Annotated in this window: 17 protein-coding genes; 6 read left to right on the forward strand and 11 right to left on the reverse strand. The window is 48.4% G+C overall.

What is annotated here, in order from left to right:
- Window positions 1-82: 82 nt before the first annotated feature.
- The 4 genes from DEF47_RS16245 (at window position 83) to DEF47_RS16260 (ending at window position 3,973) form a co-directional block, all read left to right on the forward strand.
- Window positions 83-418, forward strand: a complete 336-nt coding sequence (locus DEF47_RS16245) for a hypothetical protein (RefSeq protein WP_041304076.1) — start codon at window positions 83-85, stop codon at window positions 416-418.
- 55 nt (window positions 419-473) lie between these two features.
- The gene (locus tag DEF47_RS16250; protein ID WP_012188537.1) at window positions 474-1,514 is read left to right on the forward strand and encodes a sensor histidine kinase; all 1,041 of its coding nucleotides are present in this window, start codon (window positions 474-476) and stop codon (window positions 1,512-1,514) included.
- Window positions 1,515-1,525: 11 nt separating this feature from the next.
- Complete coding sequence (locus DEF47_RS16255; RefSeq protein ID WP_012188538.1) at window positions 1,526-2,167, forward strand: response regulator; 642 nt, start codon at window positions 1,526-1,528, stop codon at window positions 2,165-2,167.
- A 360-nt stretch (window positions 2,168-2,527) separates the two neighbouring features.
- On the forward strand, window positions 2,528-3,973 hold the full coding sequence (locus DEF47_RS16260) for an MFS transporter (protein WP_012188539.1): 1,446 nt from the start codon (window positions 2,528-2,530) through the stop codon (window positions 3,971-3,973).
- 108 nt (window positions 3,974-4,081) lie between these two features.
- On the opposite strand, the gene DEF47_RS16265 is transcribed toward DEF47_RS16260, so the two are convergent.
- The 5 genes from DEF47_RS16265 to DEF47_RS16285 all read right to left on the reverse strand — a co-directional run bounded on the left by DEF47_RS16265 (window position 4,082) and on the right by DEF47_RS16285 (window position 10,239).
- A complete protein-coding gene (locus DEF47_RS16265; protein WP_012188540.1) occupies window positions 4,082-6,196 on the reverse strand; it encodes a two-component system response regulator in 2,115 nt (704 codons plus the stop codon).
- Between the two features lie 11 nt (window positions 6,197-6,207).
- Window positions 6,208-8,826, reverse strand: coding sequence for a histidine kinase dimerization/phosphoacceptor domain -containing protein (locus tag DEF47_RS16270; protein ID WP_012188541.1), 2,619 nt, complete (start codon window positions 8,824-8,826; stop codon window positions 6,208-6,210).
- A 128-nt stretch (window positions 8,827-8,954) separates the two neighbouring features.
- Window positions 8,955-9,821, reverse strand: a complete 867-nt coding sequence (locus DEF47_RS16275) for an alpha/beta fold hydrolase (RefSeq protein ID WP_012188542.1) — start codon at window positions 9,819-9,821, stop codon at window positions 8,955-8,957.
- The gene (locus DEF47_RS16280) at window positions 9,821-10,042 is read right to left on the reverse strand and encodes a hypothetical protein (protein WP_012188543.1); all 222 of its coding nucleotides are present in this window, start codon (window positions 10,040-10,042) and stop codon (window positions 9,821-9,823) included. The genes DEF47_RS16275 and DEF47_RS16280 overlap by 1 nt, the downstream gene beginning before the upstream one ends.
- 2 nt (window positions 10,043-10,044) lie before the next feature.
- Window positions 10,045-10,239 (reverse strand): hypothetical protein, encoded by a 195-nt coding sequence (locus tag DEF47_RS16285; protein WP_012188544.1) that lies wholly within the window; start codon window positions 10,237-10,239, stop codon window positions 10,045-10,047.
- Window positions 10,240-10,572: 333 nt separating this feature from the next.
- On the opposite strand from DEF47_RS16285, the gene DEF47_RS16290 reads away from it, so the two are divergent.
- Both DEF47_RS16290 and DEF47_RS16295 read left to right on the forward strand, forming a co-directional pair.
- Complete coding sequence (locus tag DEF47_RS16290; protein ID WP_012188545.1) at window positions 10,573-12,033, forward strand: serine/threonine-protein kinase; 1,461 nt, start codon at window positions 10,573-10,575, stop codon at window positions 12,031-12,033.
- A gap of 26 nt (window positions 12,034-12,059) precedes the next feature.
- The gene (locus DEF47_RS16295) at window positions 12,060-13,100 is read left to right on the forward strand and encodes a glycosyltransferase family 4 protein (RefSeq protein ID WP_012188546.1); all 1,041 of its coding nucleotides are present in this window, start codon (window positions 12,060-12,062) and stop codon (window positions 13,098-13,100) included.
- A 213-nt stretch (window positions 13,101-13,313) separates the two neighbouring features.
- Here DEF47_RS16295 and DEF47_RS16300 read toward each other — a convergent pair whose 3' ends face one another.
- The 6 genes from DEF47_RS16300 to egtB all read right to left on the reverse strand — a co-directional run bounded on the left by DEF47_RS16300 (window position 13,314) and on the right by egtB (window position 17,450).
- Window positions 13,314-13,727, reverse strand: a complete 414-nt coding sequence (locus DEF47_RS16300; protein WP_012188547.1) for a hypothetical protein — start codon at window positions 13,725-13,727, stop codon at window positions 13,314-13,316.
- Window positions 13,728-13,765: 38 nt separating this feature from the next.
- Entirely contained in the window at window positions 13,766-14,062 is a 297-nt protein-coding gene (locus DEF47_RS16305) for a hypothetical protein (RefSeq protein ID WP_287045236.1), read from the reverse strand.
- Between the two features lie 200 nt (window positions 14,063-14,262).
- Window positions 14,263-14,676, reverse strand: coding sequence for a hypothetical protein (locus DEF47_RS16310; protein ID WP_012188549.1), 414 nt, complete (start codon window positions 14,674-14,676; stop codon window positions 14,263-14,265).
- 50 nt (window positions 14,677-14,726) lie between these two features.
- Window positions 14,727-15,098: a hypothetical protein gene (locus DEF47_RS16315; RefSeq protein WP_012188550.1), complete on the reverse strand. Its 372-nt coding sequence runs from the start codon at window positions 15,096-15,098 to the stop codon at window positions 14,727-14,729.
- Window positions 15,099-15,180: 82 nt separating this feature from the next.
- On the reverse strand, window positions 15,181-16,161 hold the full coding sequence (gene egtD, locus DEF47_RS16320) for an L-histidine N(alpha)-methyltransferase (protein ID WP_012188551.1): 981 nt from the start codon (window positions 16,159-16,161) through the stop codon (window positions 15,181-15,183).
- Complete coding sequence (gene egtB, locus DEF47_RS16325; RefSeq protein WP_012188552.1) at window positions 16,158-17,450, reverse strand: ergothioneine biosynthesis protein EgtB; 1,293 nt, start codon at window positions 17,448-17,450, stop codon at window positions 16,158-16,160. Before egtB ends, egtD begins: the two co-directional genes overlap by 4 nt.
- Between the last annotated feature and the right edge of the window lie 78 nt (window positions 17,451-17,528).

Here is a 17,528-nt window from a genome sequence, read left to right on the forward strand (position 1 = left end):
TTCGAATCCCCTCGGGCCCGCCAGACGATACGGACGTAGAACACTCTACGTCCGTATTTTGTTTTAGCATTGCGAGGATGCTGTGCTCCGCACAAAAATCCGTTTTATTGCAAGTTTGTGGCTTATGGCTGGGCTAATTGGCATTGCTGCGCTGGTTAATCTGCTGTGGCAGCCATTTTCATGGGCCTTGCTGTTGCAAACCATTGTCCATAGCTGCGTTGCCGGATTAATCGCGACCTATGGTTTGGCGGTTCGATCAACCCCAAACCACCATCATCGCTATCGCCGGAGCCTTGGCGATATGCTGGGCTTGCGCTTTAGCTGGATGCCTTGGCATGTTGCGCGTTTGGCCTATGGCTTGGTCTTAGTTGGCTGTGTGGCGGGGCTTGGGGTCGTTCTACTGGTTCTAATCGGCTAAAAACTATGGCTCAATCTTGGTTCATAAGATTGATGGTTGATGATACAATACTGCTATGCGACGGATACCACTGATTTACCAGATTTTAATCGGCAATAGTGCAATAGTTTGTTTGGGCGCAATCGCTGGCACGGCGATCACACGCCGCTTAGCAACGACCGAAGGCTTGACCTTAACGGTTGTTTTTTCGTTGATCGGGGTTGTGCTGAGTGTTGCAGTCAATTATGCAGTTTTGCGCGTAGCACTACGCCCGCTCACCAATCTGCAAATTGCCGCCGAGCGCGTGACCGACGGCGATTTGAGCGTGCGTGTGCCCCAGCCCAGTGCTGGCGATACCCAAATTGCCCAACTTTCGCAAGCTTTCAATGCAATGCTTGACCAAGTTGAGGATGACACTCGCGCCATCGAGCGTTCACGCGCCTTGACCGAGCGCCTAACCCAGCAAGTGATCAACGCGCAAGAAGAAGAACGGCGGCGGATCGCCCGTGAATTGCACGACGATACGGCGCAAGCCTTGGCAACCTTGGTGATCTATGCTGAAACTGCCGCGCAAAATCCCCAAGCCCAAGCGGTGCGCGAACGGCTGATTGGCTTGCGCGATTTGGCTGGTACGACCCTCGAAGGCGTGCGCACGATCATCGCCGATTTACGTCCATCGCAGCTTGATGACCTTGGTTTGGCCGCCGCCGTGCGTGCTCAAGCCGCCGAACGTTTAGCCCATCGCGGAATTCGGGTTGATGTGCAAGTTCGTGGCGAGGAGCGCCGCCTCCCATCAGCCGTCGAAACCGCGCTCTATCGCATGCTGCAAGAAGCATTTAGCAATATTGTGAAACATGCCCAAGCCTCGTATGTCGAGGTCGATATCGACCTAACTAATCCCAAAATTGTACGAGCGCGGGTTGAAGATAATGGCGTTGGCTTTGACCCCAATACAATTAACCCTGAACGTGATGGCCGTGGAGTTGGCATGTTTGGGATGTATGAGCGGGTCAATCTTCTCGGTGGAACGATGGCGATCGATAGTGCACCTAGCATTGGCACTGAATTAACGATCACAGTTCCCTTGGAGCCAGCAACCCAAGCCAGCGCCGCCTAAAGGATTGTGCTATGGCAATTGCCGAAATAACAATTTTATTGGCCGATGACCACGCTGTGATGCGTGATGGTGTGCGCATGGTTTTGGAAGCTCAGCCCGATTTTCGGGTGATTGGCACTGCCAACGATGGAACAGAGGCGGTTGATCTGGCTGATGCCCTGCATCCCGATTTAGCAGTGTTGGATATTGCGATGCCTGGCATGAATGGCTTGGCCGCCGCCCGCGAGATTCGTAGTCGCTCGCCCGAAACCAAAGTGATTTTTTTGAGTATGCACGAAGGCGAGGAATATCTCAAGGAAGCTTTGCGAGCTGGCGCAACTGGCTATGTGCTCAAACGTGCTGCTGCGACCGAGCTAGTTTCAGCGATCCGCGCTGTGCAACGTGGCGATTCATACCTCGACCCCGCTTTGATTGCCAAACTCAACCAGTTGGGTGATAGCGATACCGTCAAGCTAGCCGATCTCACTGATCGCGAATTAGAGGTTTTGAAATTGGTTGCTGAGGGCTTGACCAATCGTCAAATTGCCGCCCAATTAGTCATTAGCGTAAAAACTGTGCAAAGCCATCGCACCAATATTATGGAAAAGCTTGATTTGCATGATCGCACCGATCTGGTTAAGTATGCAATTCGCCGTGGCATGATCGAACCCTAAACCTACGCCGAGAGATGAGAGATTAAGGTTGCCCACCAGCAGCACTAGTAACTTGACATATCGATACTCTAGTGCTATTGTAGCGCCGACATAACGGCTTTAAGTGAAATTTAACTTCTGCATCAACCACCCATCCTTCACACTCCATACCTGATGCCCAACCTTGCTGAATTGCTCCGCGCAGAGCATTCAAAAACCAAGCTGTTATGCCAAACATCCCCAATCTGGCTTCCGTTAATCGAGGAGGTGTATGGATTTTCGCTTGGAAGGATATCCCCGTTAATCTCCCCATCGAATGTTCGCTGTCTAGGGCACACACAATTTGGGTTGAATTTGTTGTTGCAATGAAGGAGCAACACGATGTCAAACACACCCATGCCATCACAGCATTCCACCGTTGTCTCGCAATCCACAATTTGGAAGGTCATCATTGCATCGGCTTTGGGTACCATGATTGAATGGTACGATTTCTACATTTTTGGCAGTCTTGCTGCGGTCATTGCGACAAATTTCTATCAGTCGGGCAACGAAACGGCGGCCTTGCTGGAAACCTTTGCCACCTTTGGGGCGGGCTTTGCGGCGCGACCGTTCGGGGCACTGGTGTTTGGGCGCATTGGCGATATTGTTGGGCGCAAATATGCCTTTTTGGTCACGTTGCTGATCATGGGCGGCGCAACCACGGTCATTGGGATTTTGCCCACCTATGCCTCAATTGGCATCCTCGCCCCGATCATTTTGGTGATTATTCGGATCATCCAAGGTTTGGCGCTTGGTGGTGAATATGGCGGTGCGGCGGTCTATGTCGCTGAACATGTTCCCGACCATAAGCGCGGTTTTTACACCAGTTTTATTCAAATTACCGCCACGCTTGGCTTATTTATCTCGTTGCTGGTAATTTTGATTGTACGAACCTCGATGAGCAAGGCAGCCTTTGATAGCTGGGGCTGGCGGATTCCCTTCTTGCTCTCAATTGTCTTGGTGGGTGTTTCAGTCTACATTCGCTCGAAGATGAGTGAATCGCCGTTGTTTACCAAACTCAAACATGCAGGCAAAACCTCGAAAGCTCCGCTTAAAGATAGTTTTGGCAATCGGCGCAATTGGAAAGTGATTTTGACGGTGTTGTTTGGAGCCGCTGCGGGTCAAGCAGTAATCTGGTATACCGCTCAATTTTACGTGAACTCGTGGCTCAAAACCCAAGCCAAAGTGCCAGCTAACACCGTTGATACAATCGTGGCGATTGCTTTGTTCTTAGGCATGCCGTTTTTCGTCGTCATGGGAGCGCTTTCAGATAAATGGGGGCGCAAAACGGTGATGATGGCAGGCAATTTAATCGGTGCAATTGCGATTTATCCCGCCTTTATGGCCCTGAAAGCGGCGGCTGGTCCAATTACTCCGGCGGTTCTCGATGAAGCTGGAAAGGTTATCACGCCTGCGGTCGCCAACAATCCTAACACCGTTCTACTCACCTTGATCATTTTTGGGTTGGTGTTGTGTGTTTGTATGGTGTATGGCCCGATTGCGGCCTTTTTGGTGGAATCGTTTCCTGCCAAAATTCGCTATACCTCGGTTTCACTGCCCTATCATGTTGGCAACGGCTACTTTGGCGGTTGGTTGCCCTTTATCGCCACAGCAGTGGTTAGTAGTACCGGCAATATCTATGCTGGCCTATGGTTTCCAATTGCCATCGCTTTGTTGACCTTTGTGGTTGGGATGGTCTTGCTCAAGGAAACCAAGGATAATTCGCTGCATGAAGAGGCTAGCGATAACCCAATGGCGACTGAAATGGATTTAATTGCCCAATCATAATTATTGGAATAGCTTTTTCTCTTTCGCATGCCCATTTCCAACGGGCAATCACTCGATCGAACGCCCTTCTCCCACCAAGTGGGAGAAGGGTTGATACTGCAAGTCTCCCTAGTGAGCAACTTTGGCATTCAGTGGAACCGGGACCATTACTGTGCCTTGGGCAAAGTTGCGAATTAATACCCGCGCCTCTTCTGGTGGTAATGCTTTGGAATACCACCAGCCTTGACCAAAATCGCAACCCATTTCGATCAACATCTGGGCAGTTTGGGCATCTTCCACGCCCTCAGCGACCACGGCACAACCCAACGATCGTGCCATCAAGCTAATTAACTGGGCGATTGAGTGCTTGCTGGCTCCGCTTTCGGGCTGAATAAACGTCCGATCAATCTTTAAAACATCGATTGGGGCACTATGCAACAAACTGAGCGAGGCATAACCAGTGCCAAAATCATCGATATGCACTTGCACGCCCAAATCATGCAATTCGTGCATCACTTCGACCGCACGATTACTTTGCATCATCACGCCTTCTGTAATTTCGGCGCACAAATGCCGTGCAGGCATGCCAGTTTCAGCTAAAATGCTTTGAACTTGCTGAATCAGATTGGCTTGGAAAAATTGGCGATGGGTAAAATTAACGCTCAATTCCAAGGGTGGATGAAACTGAAATTCGTTTTGCCAAGCACAAATTTGTTGGCACGATTCGCGTAACAACTTCCAGCCAATTTGGGCTAAAATCCCAGTTTCTTCGGCAATGGCAAAAAACGAGGCTGGGCCAATCACGCCTTGAGTTGGGTGATTCCAACGCAACAACGCCTCAAAGCCCGATAACTCGCCCGTGGCTAGTTTGATAATTGGCTGATAGTGCAAGCACAATTCGTCACGCTCAACTGCGCGGCGTAATTCGACCTCAAGTTGCAATGTACGCAAGGCCTCAACATGCATCTCTTCGTCAAAGACGGCGCGACAACCACGACCTTGCGATTTAGCCCGATACATCGCGCTATCCACATCGCGCAACACTTCGTGATAATGCTTGTAATGATCGTCAATCACCACAATTCCAATGCTGGCTGCGGTAAACACTTTATAGCCATCAATATGATATGGCTCGGCAACCACACTTAATAAACGATCGGTAACTCGTAGAACATCATGGATATCATTAACGCCATCAAGCAAAATGGTAAATTCATCGCCGCCCAGCCGTGCTACTAAATCATGGGAGCGAATACAACGCTCTAAGCGTTGACCAACTTGAATTAATAATTTGTCGCCAACAATATGGCCTAAACTATCATTGATAATCTTGAATCGATCAAGATCGATAAATAGTACGGCATGATGATGGTGTAAATGATAATGATCAAGAATATATTGCAAACGATTGATAAAAACATTCCGATTGGCCAAGCCAGTTAGGGCATCGTGCAAGGCTTGATGGCGAATATGCTCCTCAGCTGCATCAAGATCGCGCATATCACGCAGCACTAAGACAATTCCAGCAATCGCTTCATCTTCTTCGCGAATTTGCGAAATACTTGGCGCAACCACAAATTTAGCTTGATCGTTCACCAGAATCTGGCGTGGTAATAACATATGATGATTAGCTTGTTGGATTAAATAGGGCAAATCAAATTGATAGGTTATTTTGGTTTCGCGATCAAGGAGCTGAACTACATCGCCTATAAATTGGCCAATTAATGCATCATTCGGTCGATTTAACAAGCTACTGGCGGTCGGATTGGCAAATTTAATCAAGCCATAGATATCTGTTGTAATAATTGCATCATCAACGCTGTTTAAGGTGCTTGAATATAAACGTTCCATGCGCCGCAAGCGCTGATCCACGCGATGGCGATACAAACCCATTTCGATGGCACTCAGCAAATCACGATCTTCAAATGGTTTGACCAAGTAGGCATACGGTTCGGTTGCCTTGGCGCGACTCAAGGTTTCCGAGTCAGAGTAGGCGGTAAGATAAATAATCGGCAAGCCATAACGTTTTTGAATCTGTTCGGCAGTGCTGATGCCATCAAGTTGGCCTTGCAAGTGAATGTCCATCACGATCAAATCGGGGCATTGTTCGGCAATAAATTCGAGCGCGGCCTCACCGCAACTAAAACTGCCAATCACGTTATAGCCCGCCGCCTTGAGTGCTTGCGCCATATCCAAGGCCACAATTACTTCATCTTCAACAATGACAATGCTTGCTTTACTCATATGCTGGTCCTTTATTTACGTGGAATTGTTAACTTAAACACAGTGCCATCCGTTGAAAGCTGCTGAATCGAGGCACCAAGTTGGCGAATCAGGGCATGCACTAATTCAAGCCCCATCGAGTTGGATGGTTGACGATCAGTTGGCATCCCAATGCCGTCATCGCCAATTTCTAGCTCTACAAACTGCTGATCATAGCTGCCCTTCAACCAAATCAGGCCGGTCTCTTGGGCGACAAAGGCATGTTTGAAACTATTCGTCAGAAGTTCATTGATAATTAATCCTAGCTGAATCGTTGTATCAGTATTCAGATTGACTGGCTCAATCTGGATATTAATTGAAAGTGTTGGGCGATTCGTATGCGAACGGCGGAAAAATTGCACAAGGTGTTTGATATATTCGGCTAAATCGATATACCGTAAATCTGATGAACGATACAATTGTTCATGGACTAATGCCATTGCATGAATGCGGCTTTGGCTTTCGAGAAAACGATCGCGGGTATTTGGATCGCTAATTTGGCGAGCTTGTAAATTGAGCAAGCTTGAAACAATTTGCAAATTGTTCTTGACTCGATGATGAATTTCTTGCAAGAGCACCATTTTTTCTTCCAATGATGCTTGCAATTGTTCACGATGCGAATAGAGCTCGCTGACATCTTGCAATGCCGATAGAATTGAGCTGGCATACCCAGTTTCATCAGTTTGAAATACGGTATCATAGCCAATAATCCAGCGCCATTGGCCATCGCGATGCTTAATGCGAAAGCGATTTTGAATAATTGTACCTGGCTTGGACGTATATAAACTTGGCAAATAAGCATCAATTTGGATCAAATCATCAGGATGAATTAAGCTACGTAAATCCATTTCTTGCATTTCGAGCATTTCGTTTGTCCCATACCCAAGCATTGATTCTAATGAGCGATTAATATAGGTTATTTGATTGAGCTTTACATCATATTTATAGACAATACAGGGAATCGAAGCATTAATTTGCTCAACAAGATGCTTACTTTCTTCCAACGATTGCTGAAGATTACGACTTGCGGTGATATCTTCGAGCACAAAACAAAAACGTTGGCCGATTGGTGAAGCGGTGTTAACCGGGCCAATTGTCGCAGTATAGATAATGTTCGAATCGAATGGATCGTTATAGTCAAAGCGTTCTGGCTGACCTTTCGTTCGGCTACGTTGAAAATATTGAATCCAACGATCAATATCTGCTTGAGGTATTCCAAGCTGGCTCATCGTCATTTCAGCATAGCTAGCTGCAAGTTGCCATTGCTTAACCGTCATTGTATTAGCAGTCAGCAAGACTAAATCAGCCTCAGGCGTAATTTCAACCACCCCCATCATTACGGGAGTGCTAGCATAAAAACTACGCAATAAGGCTTGGCTCTCGACTAAGGCCTCTTCGGTTTTACGTCGCCGATCGAGTTCACGATTAAGCTGTACATTCTTATTTGATAACTCATTTGTGCGTTCTTCAACCTGTTCTTCTAAACGACGAACCATCAGCATTAATGCCTGCTCTTGTTCACGCAACTCAGCATATAAACGAGTTTGTTCGAGTGCTTCAACAAAACGGGTGCCAATATCACGCGCAATCTCAAGATCTTCTTGCATAAATGGCAAATTGATGTGAGTACGCAATAAACTTAATATGCCAACTGGATGTTCGTTCCAATAGAGACCAACCATTAGCACACTGTGTAATTTATATTCACCTAATAGCGGTTGAAATTCGCTTGCTTCAAGTAGCAATTGATGCTCATAGATGTTTAATGCTAAGGGTTGATTAGAAATAAGCACTTGATAGCGTAACGAATCAGGTGCGAGTTGATCAGCCCATTCTGCCGACATTCGATAGAGTTGGGTACGATAATCGGTTTGTTGATGATGAAAAATCTCTTGCTGAATCTGGCTGGGTTGGCTCATACTCAGGATTTGAATCATACAGCCATCGCTAAAATGCTGGCACAAATGCTTACTCAACGCCATGAGCATGCGATCCAAATTCAAGCCAGTGTGAGCCAAAATATGCGACGATTCGCTCATCATCTGCATGCGCTGGTAGGCTTGCACCTCGTATTCGCGGGCATAGCGAGCATCCAAATGCAGGCTGAGATTGGCAATTGCTTGCGCTACCATGACATACAGCGGATGTTCGCTGGGTGGGCTAGCCTCGGCTACTTCGAGCACAACAATGCCCCACAAACGACCATAGGCTCGCAAAGGAATCAGCCACACAGGTTCGTTCGTGCTAGGCAGCGGTAAACCAAATTCAGTTGGTTTAGCCAAGCGTTGAGGAGCCAAAAGCGCCTGCGGAGCACTGAAATAATACTGTTCCAGCCAGGCCAAACGGGTTGCTTGAGCTAAAAGTTGATAGCGGTCTGCTTGGCCGAGCACAAAACCTTGCAGCAATGTTTTCGGATCGGTGGGAATAAATAGCAGCCAAGTGGTCAGATGAGTCAGCCAAGGTTTAAAATAGTGGGGCAGGCTTTCGCCACCTAAACTTTCATTGGCAACCAAGGTTACAAACTGATTGAGCGCCAATTGCCAAGGCGTAGCTGGTTGGCCTAGGGCGATAGTTGGCACAGCATCGGCATCAGATTGTTGCAGAAAACTCATGCAGCTACCACCTTTCATAATCGGCCAATTGCGCAAGGCAGATCATAGCAAGGCTTCACAGGTTCGTCAGGATGACTAGCGCCTTATTTGGAGGGTAGACATCTGGTCTACCCTGCTTCACCATGGTTCTACCACTCACCCCGTACAAATGGGATCAACACAGCATTCACCTCATTGGGCGCTTCTTGTTGTACCCAATGGCTCACATCGCTCAGGTAGCGGATGCGTAAATCGGTCACATAACGTTCAGTGCCGTAGGTCAATTCTTGGCCCAGTGCCGTATCAGCAGTGCCCCAAATTAACAACGTTGGAACATGAATATGATGGGTCGATAATTGACGGAGATAGCGCGAGCCTTGGCGGATATAGGCTCGATACCAATTAATCATCGCTCGTAATGCCCCGGGCCGGCCCCAAGCCTGATGATAGACCTGAATATCTTCAGCGCTAAATACCCCAGGCCGTTGCACCGCGCCAGTTAAGGCTTTGGTCAGCACTTGAAAGTTGTTGCGTTTGGCCGACCACTCAGGCAAATGGGGTATTTGAAAGGCAAACATATACCACGAACGCAGCATTTGGCGCGGGTTGGTCAAAAGACCTTTGGCCATGAGCAGCGGATGCGGCACATTCATAATGACCAAGCGTTCAAGATAGCCATGATAGCGCATGGCAAACATCCACGCTACGGCTGCGCCCCAATCGTGGCCGACAATTGTCGCTCGCTCAAAGCCCAAATGCTCGATGAGCGCCCGTACATCATCAATTAATAGATCAATTGTGTAGTGCTGCCACAACGCTGGCTTATCCGAGATGTTGTAGCCACGTTGATCGAGTGCAACGACCGTGTGGGTTTCGGCCAAAGCTGGAATTTGATGCCGCCACGAATACCAAAATTCGGGAAAGCCATGCAATAGCACCACCAACGGCCCGCTACCAGCTCGTACATAATGCAAATTAAGCCCATTGATCAAGGCTGTTGCATGTTCAAGTTCCATTAATCATCCTCTTTTTTCAATAATGATTCGCGGGCATTGGCGGCTTTGGCTGCGAGCAAACGCAAGGCATATTCGGTTTCTGAGTCGTTATGCAAGTGGGCAGGCTTCATCAACAGACCAGCCATTTGCTGCAAATGCGCCAATTCGGCTGGGTTTTTGGCTTCAATCGCTTGGGCAATTGCTTGACGCAAGTGTTGTTGAATAAACTCAATAGTTAACATGATTAAGCTCCTTTCACAGCCTGCGCTAAATGAGCAAAGCGTTGGGCATTGGCTGAATCATCGGCCTGCTGGGCTAGATCGGCCAAAAATTCACATAAACGCTGCATCTGGCGCAACTCAATCTGGCCCCCATCAAGCGTTTTACGGGCAATCAAGGCCTCGGCATACTCGTAAATAGCATCAATCGATAAAGCCATCATCAACCTCCATAAAAATTGGGCTTATAGAGTTGCCTAAAAAGTATCACTATGGAAGAACGATTCAATGATTTTCTTCCATAATCGACCTTTTAGGGGGTGCAGGGGGATGAAAACCTCCTGCGTTTCCCGCCTTGAGGCGGGACGGAAGGGTGGTGATCTTGCTGAAATGAGGATTGTGAAAATCTATCAACCCTATCCATAAATACAGATAGATTGTTAATTGAGGATTGCTGCCATCATTGAAACTTCTGTGTTAGACTGTGCAACAGTTGCTCATAGCATAGCGTAGCATACAGCAGGAAATGGTGCTGAGCCTAAGGAACCATAGATATGAGTATAGCAACCGAGCGAACGTTGTGTCCAATCTGTGGCACCGATAATCGCAATGATGCCAAATTCTGCCAACAATGTGGCAATAATATAGTTTTGAACAATCGCTATCGCATCACCCGTGCCATCAAAGAGGGCGGCATGGGCGCGGTGTATGCTGCTACCGATCAAAGTGGTAAACGCTACGCGCTTAAATCATTGATCGATCGGTTTAACGATAAGGCCGAACGTGATGAAGCGATTGAACGATTTAAAGAAGAAGCTTCGATTCTGCGTGAATTGCAGCATCCGCAAATTCCCCATGTGTATGGCGATTTCTTGCATGGTGGGCGCTACTACCTCGCGATGGATTTTGTCGAGGGCGACGATTTAGAAGATTTGCAGCGTCACCAAGCCAACGAGCAATTCGATGAACCAACCGTGTTGCACTGGGCCGAGCAAATTGCCAATGTACTTGATTATCTGCACGAACGGCGTTTGATCTATCGCGATGTCAAACCATCCAATATTATGATCGAACGTAAAACTGGCAATGTTAAAGTTGTTGATTTTGGGATTGCCAAATTGTTTCAGCCCAACGAGCGCGGCACGTTAATTGGTACGCCTGGCTATTCGCCGCCTGAGCAATATCAAGGCCAAGCCACGCCGCAATCGGATATTTACGCCTTGGGCGCGACTTTGCATCATTTATTAACAGGCCGCGATCCACGTGATGAAGCGCCGTTTTCCTTTCCACCAGTGCGCCAGCTTGCGCCCAAGGTTTCGGCGGCCACTGAGCAGGCTATCAGCAAAGCCTTGGAAATGGAAATTAGCAAGCGTTGGAAAAGTGCCGCAGCGTTCCGTGCCGCCTTGCCATTAGAATCATTGCACAAACCCAAACCAAAGCCCAAGCCTCAACCGCAAGCAACGGTGATTCTGGAGCAAAAACCGCAAAAACCAGCGATGGCCGCTAGCGTTGGGGCGATTCCGCAACCGCAAAAGGCTGCGCCAACCAGTAGCACCAAGCCCAAACCCAAGCCCAAAAGCCAGCCTTTGCCTGCCAAACCTAAACCAGCCGCCAAGCCGCAAAAGCGCTTTCGGCCATGGATTCCCCTACTAACAATTATAATTGTCGGGGTGTTGTTGGCGCTCGGCATTCCAGGCATGGATCAAAAGATTTTGAATTTGTTCAACTCAAGCACTACTACCAGCGTTACGCCAATTCCACAGGCGGCAACCACCCGCTGGGTTGAGCGCAATATTGTAGTGAGTGTTGCTGAAGGCACAAACGATACCGAGATTGCCAATCAACTGAAACAGCAATATCGCCAAGCAATAGTTGCCGAATTTGGCAATACTGCTAAAATCAACGAGGCATTGATGACCTTTGTGGGTGGAAATCCCCGCAATATCGGCACTGATGCTAGTGGTATCCGCTACGAAGTAACAATTCGCGCCTCGGTTGCCATTCCTAAGCCCTAATCCGCACGAGGAAGTTGCAGACATTTATGCTAAAGCCCCTCTACATTTCGCCGCTCGGCAAGGGCGGCGTTGATATTGGCATTCAAAATATCACCCGTTCGATGCAACGAGCTGGCCATCAACCAAGTTTACGCCGTTTATCGCACTTATTTAATTTTGCCCCGATGGCCGCGAAATTGGCGCTGGGCCGCAATTGGTGGCAAGGCCATGATCTGGTTCAGGCGCGTTCACGCTGCGCATGGGCGTTACGCGCACCTGGTTTGCCATTGGTGACGACGGTGCATCACATCGTGACCGACCCATTGCTTCAGCCCTATAGCTCACCGCAACAACGCTTGTTTTATCGCTTGGTTGAAAAAACCTACGATGGCTTATCGGTACGCTTGGCTGATGAAGTGATTTGTGTCAGCCGTTACACGCAGGAGCAAACCCGCCTGACCTACGGCGACCGCCCGACCACCGTGATTTACGATGGGATTGATACCGAAGTTTTTACCCCAGCCCCAGATTTTCAGCGCACCAACGATTTGCCTGAGCATCCCGCACCGATTCGTTTGCTGTTTGTTGGCAATCGCACGCGGCGCAAAGGCTTTGATCTGCTGCCAAAAATTATGGATCAACTGGGGCCGCAGTATGTGCTGTATTACACCGAGTCGTTTCAAGGGGTGCAGGCAGCGCCGCCGCATCCGCAGATGGTGCGGATTGGCACGCCCGACCGTGATGGTTTGATTGCGGCCTATCGTTCCTGTGATGTATTGTTGTTTCCGGCGCGAGTTGAAGGCTTTGGAATTGTTGCAGCCGAGGCGGGAGCTTGTGGCAAGCCTGTCATTACCACCAACGCCTCAGCGCTGCCCGAAGTGGTTAATCATGGCGAAACGGGGCTGCTCTGCGAATTGGATAATGTCCAAGCCTTTGTTCAAGCCATCCAAGAGTTGGGCGAAGATCCAGCACGGCGTTTGCAGATGGGCCAAGCCGCCCGCGAACGCGTGGCCAGCAATTTTGGCTACGATGTCTTGGCGCGAGAACTAGCGGCGGTTTACCGTCGCGCCTTATTTGGCACTGCCTAGTTAAGCGTATGAATCAAGGGTTTCGCTCTTATTGCAAAACCCTTGATTTAGATTTCATCACTGAATTATTTCAAGCCATTAATTGCCTTTTTAGGGGGTGCAGGGGGATTAAAGCCCCCGGCGTTTCCCGCCTTGAGGCGGGACGGAAGGGTGGTGATTGGTTAAGCATCGTGCATAACTTTAGAATTTCTATACCTTAATGAATGATCGATTTTATTTGTTTGGGGCAAACCATGCGCGAGTTTTATCACGCGATAAATACCAAATAATTACCATACTAATTATTATCGAAATAGTTTGTGCTAGTTCTGGCTCATAATCAAATAAAAATCGTGAACTCCAATATAAAACCACAATAATTAATTCTAAGATAACCGCAAGGTTTCTCATTTTTTCACGAAAACCAAATAGCCCTTGGACGATTTTGATATGTAAAAATGTAAAAGCCCCACTAACTAGCACCATAAAGCCATATGGCAGCAAATAGCCTGGCTGCAGATCAAGAAATCTCAGTACAAAAATCAACATCATCCCGCCCGCAAAGGTCGCTCGTGCTGCAAATATAAAACCAATCAACATAATTCCCAATGGTTTTTTGCCATATTTTACTTGCTGAATCTGTTGCATACTTACTATTCCTCGTTGTTTTTATCAATATTCAAGCACTAATTTATTTCTGGCTGAAATACCTCCATTATTTCCGGTTGCTGCAAATAATGAATAATGAGATAACTTATTGCTATCACCGCAGCATCAATCCAAAAGTACCAATTGGATTGAGCCAGACTGAACCCAGCCAACCCAATCACTGTCCAATCCCACCAAATTGTGGCATTTCGTGCGAAAGGGTATTTTTTGAGTAGGCCTACTCCGAGCAAGCTATGAATTGTGATGGCAACACCAATCGCTCCGATAAATACCAACGCCAACCAATGATCTGTTTGAAGCCAATGTTGTAGCAAATCTACGCCTGTACTACCCCCACTTAGCGGGTCAACTATGCCTGATCCTTGTTGTAAGGCCCAAAATAGGGCATAGCAACCAAAGAGTGCAGTGGCAAATTGGTAGCCAGCAATCAGTTTGATTGGTAAGGGATTTGGCTTTAATGATGGGACAAAATAGCCTCGTAGCATGGTTCTCACTCCTCTGGCTTATAGCTTTATTAGGCTTCGTAGAAATAATCTAAAGTTTCAGTTCGGCGTAAATACCAGATAACTGCAATGCTGATGCCGATTGAAACCAAATCTGATAATGCAAGGCTTCCTGTTAGCAGATCAAAGGCTGAAAGCGCCAAGGCCAGAAATTCAAGGAAAACCCCTAGTCGGCGGGCACGCTCACGTTGTTTGAAAATGCCCCAAGTAACCCGCGCATAAAGCACGGTTATGCCAGCATAGGCCAATACCAGCAGTAATGGGATGAAGAAGTCTGGCCCAAACCATGTTTTCAACTCGAACCCAAGCAAGATGGTTAATCCGGCCATCAGCAATGTGCCTAAGCCATATCGCACACCAACGAGCTTGAGTCCAAGCGGGGCGGGCAATTTGGTTTGCTGTTTATTAACGGGAACCGTATACATATTCTCTCCCTTTCAGATTAATTGTTCGCAGGTTGATACGCACGATCTGCTTAATGGTTGCACAACGCTACAAGCTTTTGGCGGGTGAGATACCACAGGCAAACCCAGCTTACGACCCAATCAATCAGCCCAAACCACGACATGTTCCATAACCAACCAATGATCCGTAGCACTTCAAGTATCACCGCAGTTCGGCGGGCTTCGGATTTGCGCTTGATCAGTCCATTGCCAACCCAAGCCAGCAGCCAAGCAATCGTGCCAAACAACCCGCCCATAAACAGCCATAGCCCTAAATCAAAGGCTGCACTGTTCTTGATGAGCGGGTAGACCGTTGTTGCCGCGCTGAGGTAATAGCGCCAACCAATTAACTTAAGTCCCAAAGGCGTTGGGCTAAAAAGTGATGCTGAATGATCTAGTTGCATCGTGTTTATCCTCTCTCATACAATAAGTCGTAATTCAATACGCCGCCGATCGGCATGTTGTTGGCAGATCGGCGGCTTAAGGTTAAGCAATCGGGCGTAAATAGTGCACGCTGAATAGGTTTTGGGGGTCTGTCCAAACCTCGGCTACCGCAAGTTGGGCTTGGGCTGCCAAAGCGGCAAATTCTTGCAGATGATATTTGTAGGAGCATTCAGTCCAAATTGGCTCGCCACGGCGAAAGTCAATTTGCTGATCGCCAATCCACACCGTTTGATCATGCAAACTGACTAAGTGCATTTCGATTCGGCCTTGAATTGGGTTGTAGCAGGCATAATGGCGAAAGTTGGCTAGCGCGAAATTGGCATCAAGCTCACGATTAATTCGCGCCAGCAGATTGAGATTAAATGCTGCAGTCACTCCGGCTGTATCGTTGTAGGCTGCATGCAACAGGCTCGGATCTTTTTTGAGATCAACGCCAAGCAGCACGCCACCATCAGGCAAGCACAGCTCCCGCATCATTGTTAAAAAGCTCAACGCTTCGTCAGGGTGAAAATTGCCAATTGTCGAGCCTGGGTAAAACACCACTGTGCGACCAACTGAGCGTTGAGCCTGGGGCAAACTCAAGGGCTGAGTGTAATCAGCACATATTGGCAAAATTTCGATTGCTGGATAGCGCTCGGCTAAATCTTGGCTGGCGGCGAGCAAATGTTCGCGTGAAATATCAATTGGCAGATAGGCCGCTGGTGCTTCAAGTTGATCGAGCAGCAAACGGGTTTTGCGGCTGGCTCCGCTGCCATATTCAACTAACCGGACATCAGGCCCAACCCAGTGGCGAATTGCAGGCATGGCTTGCTGCAAAATTGCCAGCTCAGTACGGGTTGGGTAATATTCGGCTAATTCACAAATGGCATCAAAAATCTGCGAGCCTTCAGCATCGTAGAAAAATTTACAGGGCAAGGTTTTGATTGGTTGACGCAAGCCCTCAAGCACTTCGCTGCGGAAGCAGGCTATGGTGGGGGCGGCATCAAGCAAGCGTACTTTGGCTACTTGTTGAGTTTCGCTCATGCTTCACCATCTGCTGCCAAGCGCAAGCCACTAAATTGCCAACGGGCATCGGGTGGGAAGAAATTGCGATAGGTCAGGCGGGCATGGGAGCGCGAGGTGGCACATGAAGCGCCGCGCAAAACATATTGCCCCGACATAAATTTGCCATTGTATTCGCCTAGTGCGCCTGCTGCTGGCTGAAACCCAGGATATGGCGAGTAGGCACTTTGGGTCCATTGCCAAACTTCGCCAAACATTTGTTGGGGCAAAGTGCTATTATCGAGATTGAGCGCTGTTGGGTGATAGCGGCCTGCATCAGCGTATGATCCATCGAGCGGCACGGTTTGGGCTGCCAACTCCCATTCGGCTTCGGTGGGCAAGCGCTTGCCCGCCCAACGGGCAAAAGCATCGGCTTCATAATAGCTGAGATGACAAACAGGCTCGGCTAGATCAAGCGGTCGCAAACCACCAAGCGTCATCTGCTGCCACACCCCATCGAGTTGCTCCCAATACAGCGGCGCAGTCCAGCCAGCATCTTCGCGGGTGTACCAGCCTGATGAGAGCCACAAATCTTGGCGGGCATAGCCAGCATCTTCGATAAACGCCAAATATTCACCGTTGGTGACAAGCCGTGAGGCCAATTTGAAACTGTGTACAAATTGGCGATGACGCGGCGATTCATTATCGAAGGCAAAACTTTGACCTTCATAGCCAAGCCAAACAATGCCTTCGGGATAGCTGAGCCAACGCAATGGTGCGGCAGGCTGTTGGTTGCTTGGGGCAAATTCACGGTAGGCTGGGCGCAAGGGGTTTTCTGAAAAAACATGCTTGAGGTCAGTCAACATTAATTCTTGATGCTGCTGCTCGTGATGAATCCCCAAATCGAGAATTGGCTCCCAACGGGCAAAGGTTTCGGCATCCATCGCAATCAACAAGGCCAACATCTGCTGATCAACATAGGCACGGTAGCGGTAGGTTTCCTCGACGGTTGGCCGCGAAATCAAGCCACGTTTGGGGCGACAATGGCGTTTGCCGAGCGTTACATAATACGAATTAAAGAGGTAAGCATATTGAGGGTGTAAGGTTTGGTAGTTGGGCACGGCTTGGGTCAGTACAAACGTTTCAAAAAACCAACTGGTATGGGCAAGATGCCACTTGGTTGGGCTAACATCAGGCATCGACTGAATCACATAATCTTCGGTTACAAGCGGCTCACAAAGATACTCCGAGAATTGGCGCACTGTCTGATAGTGTTCAATCAAACGAGCTTGGCGGGCTTGCACAGGCATCGCTGAAAGCGACGAATCCATCAGTGTCTCCATCGACTGCATCCTTTGCTATTGCCCCAAAGTACACACACTCAAGGGCGGCGGGTGACGAACAGAGGT

The organism is Herpetosiphon sp. (assembly GCF_003512625.1).
GTDB lineage: Bacteria > Chloroflexota > Chloroflexia > Chloroflexales > Herpetosiphonaceae > Herpetosiphon > Herpetosiphon aurantiacus.

Coding starts and splice junctions, on each gene's coding strand:
- DEF47_RS16285 (WP_012188544.1), bottom strand. CDS start 10,239: ATGGCTTTATCGATTGATGCTATTTACGAGTATGCCGAGGCCTTGATT.
- DEF47_RS16290 (WP_012188545.1), top strand. CDS start 10,573: ATGAGTATAGCAACCGAGCGAACGTTGTGTCCAATCTGTGGCACCGAT.
- egtB (WP_012188552.1), bottom strand. CDS start 17,450: ATGGATTCGTCGCTTTCAGCGATGCCTGTGCAAGCCCGCCAAGCTCGT.
- DEF47_RS16315 (WP_012188550.1), bottom strand. CDS start 15,098: ATGCAACTAGATCATTCAGCATCACTTTTTAGCCCAACGCCTTTGGGA.
- DEF47_RS16260 (WP_012188539.1), top strand. CDS start 2,528: ATGTCAAACACACCCATGCCATCACAGCATTCCACCGTTGTCTCGCAA.
- DEF47_RS16295 (WP_012188546.1), top strand. CDS start 12,060: ATGCTAAAGCCCCTCTACATTTCGCCGCTCGGCAAGGGCGGCGTTGAT.
- DEF47_RS16270 (WP_012188541.1), bottom strand. CDS start 8,826: ATGAGTTTTCTGCAACAATCTGATGCCGATGCTGTGCCAACTATCGCC.
- DEF47_RS16280 (WP_012188543.1), bottom strand. CDS start 10,042: ATGTTAACTATTGAGTTTATTCAACAACACTTGCGTCAAGCAATTGCC.
- DEF47_RS16310 (WP_012188549.1), bottom strand. CDS start 14,676: ATGTATACGGTTCCCGTTAATAAACAGCAAACCAAATTGCCCGCCCCG.
- egtD (WP_012188551.1), bottom strand. CDS start 16,161: ATGAGCGAAACTCAACAAGTAGCCAAAGTACGCTTGCTTGATGCCGCC.
- DEF47_RS16300 (WP_012188547.1), bottom strand. CDS start 13,727: ATGCAACAGATTCAGCAAGTAAAATATGGCAAAAAACCATTGGGAATT.
- DEF47_RS16265 (WP_012188540.1), bottom strand. CDS start 6,196: ATGAGTAAAGCAAGCATTGTCATTGTTGAAGATGAAGTAATTGTGGCC.
- DEF47_RS16255 (WP_012188538.1), top strand. CDS start 1,526: ATGGCAATTGCCGAAATAACAATTTTATTGGCCGATGACCACGCTGTG.
- DEF47_RS16275 (WP_012188542.1), bottom strand. CDS start 9,821: ATGGAACTTGAACATGCAACAGCCTTGATCAATGGGCTTAATTTGCAT.
- DEF47_RS16250 (WP_012188537.1), top strand. CDS start 474: ATGCGACGGATACCACTGATTTACCAGATTTTAATCGGCAATAGTGCA.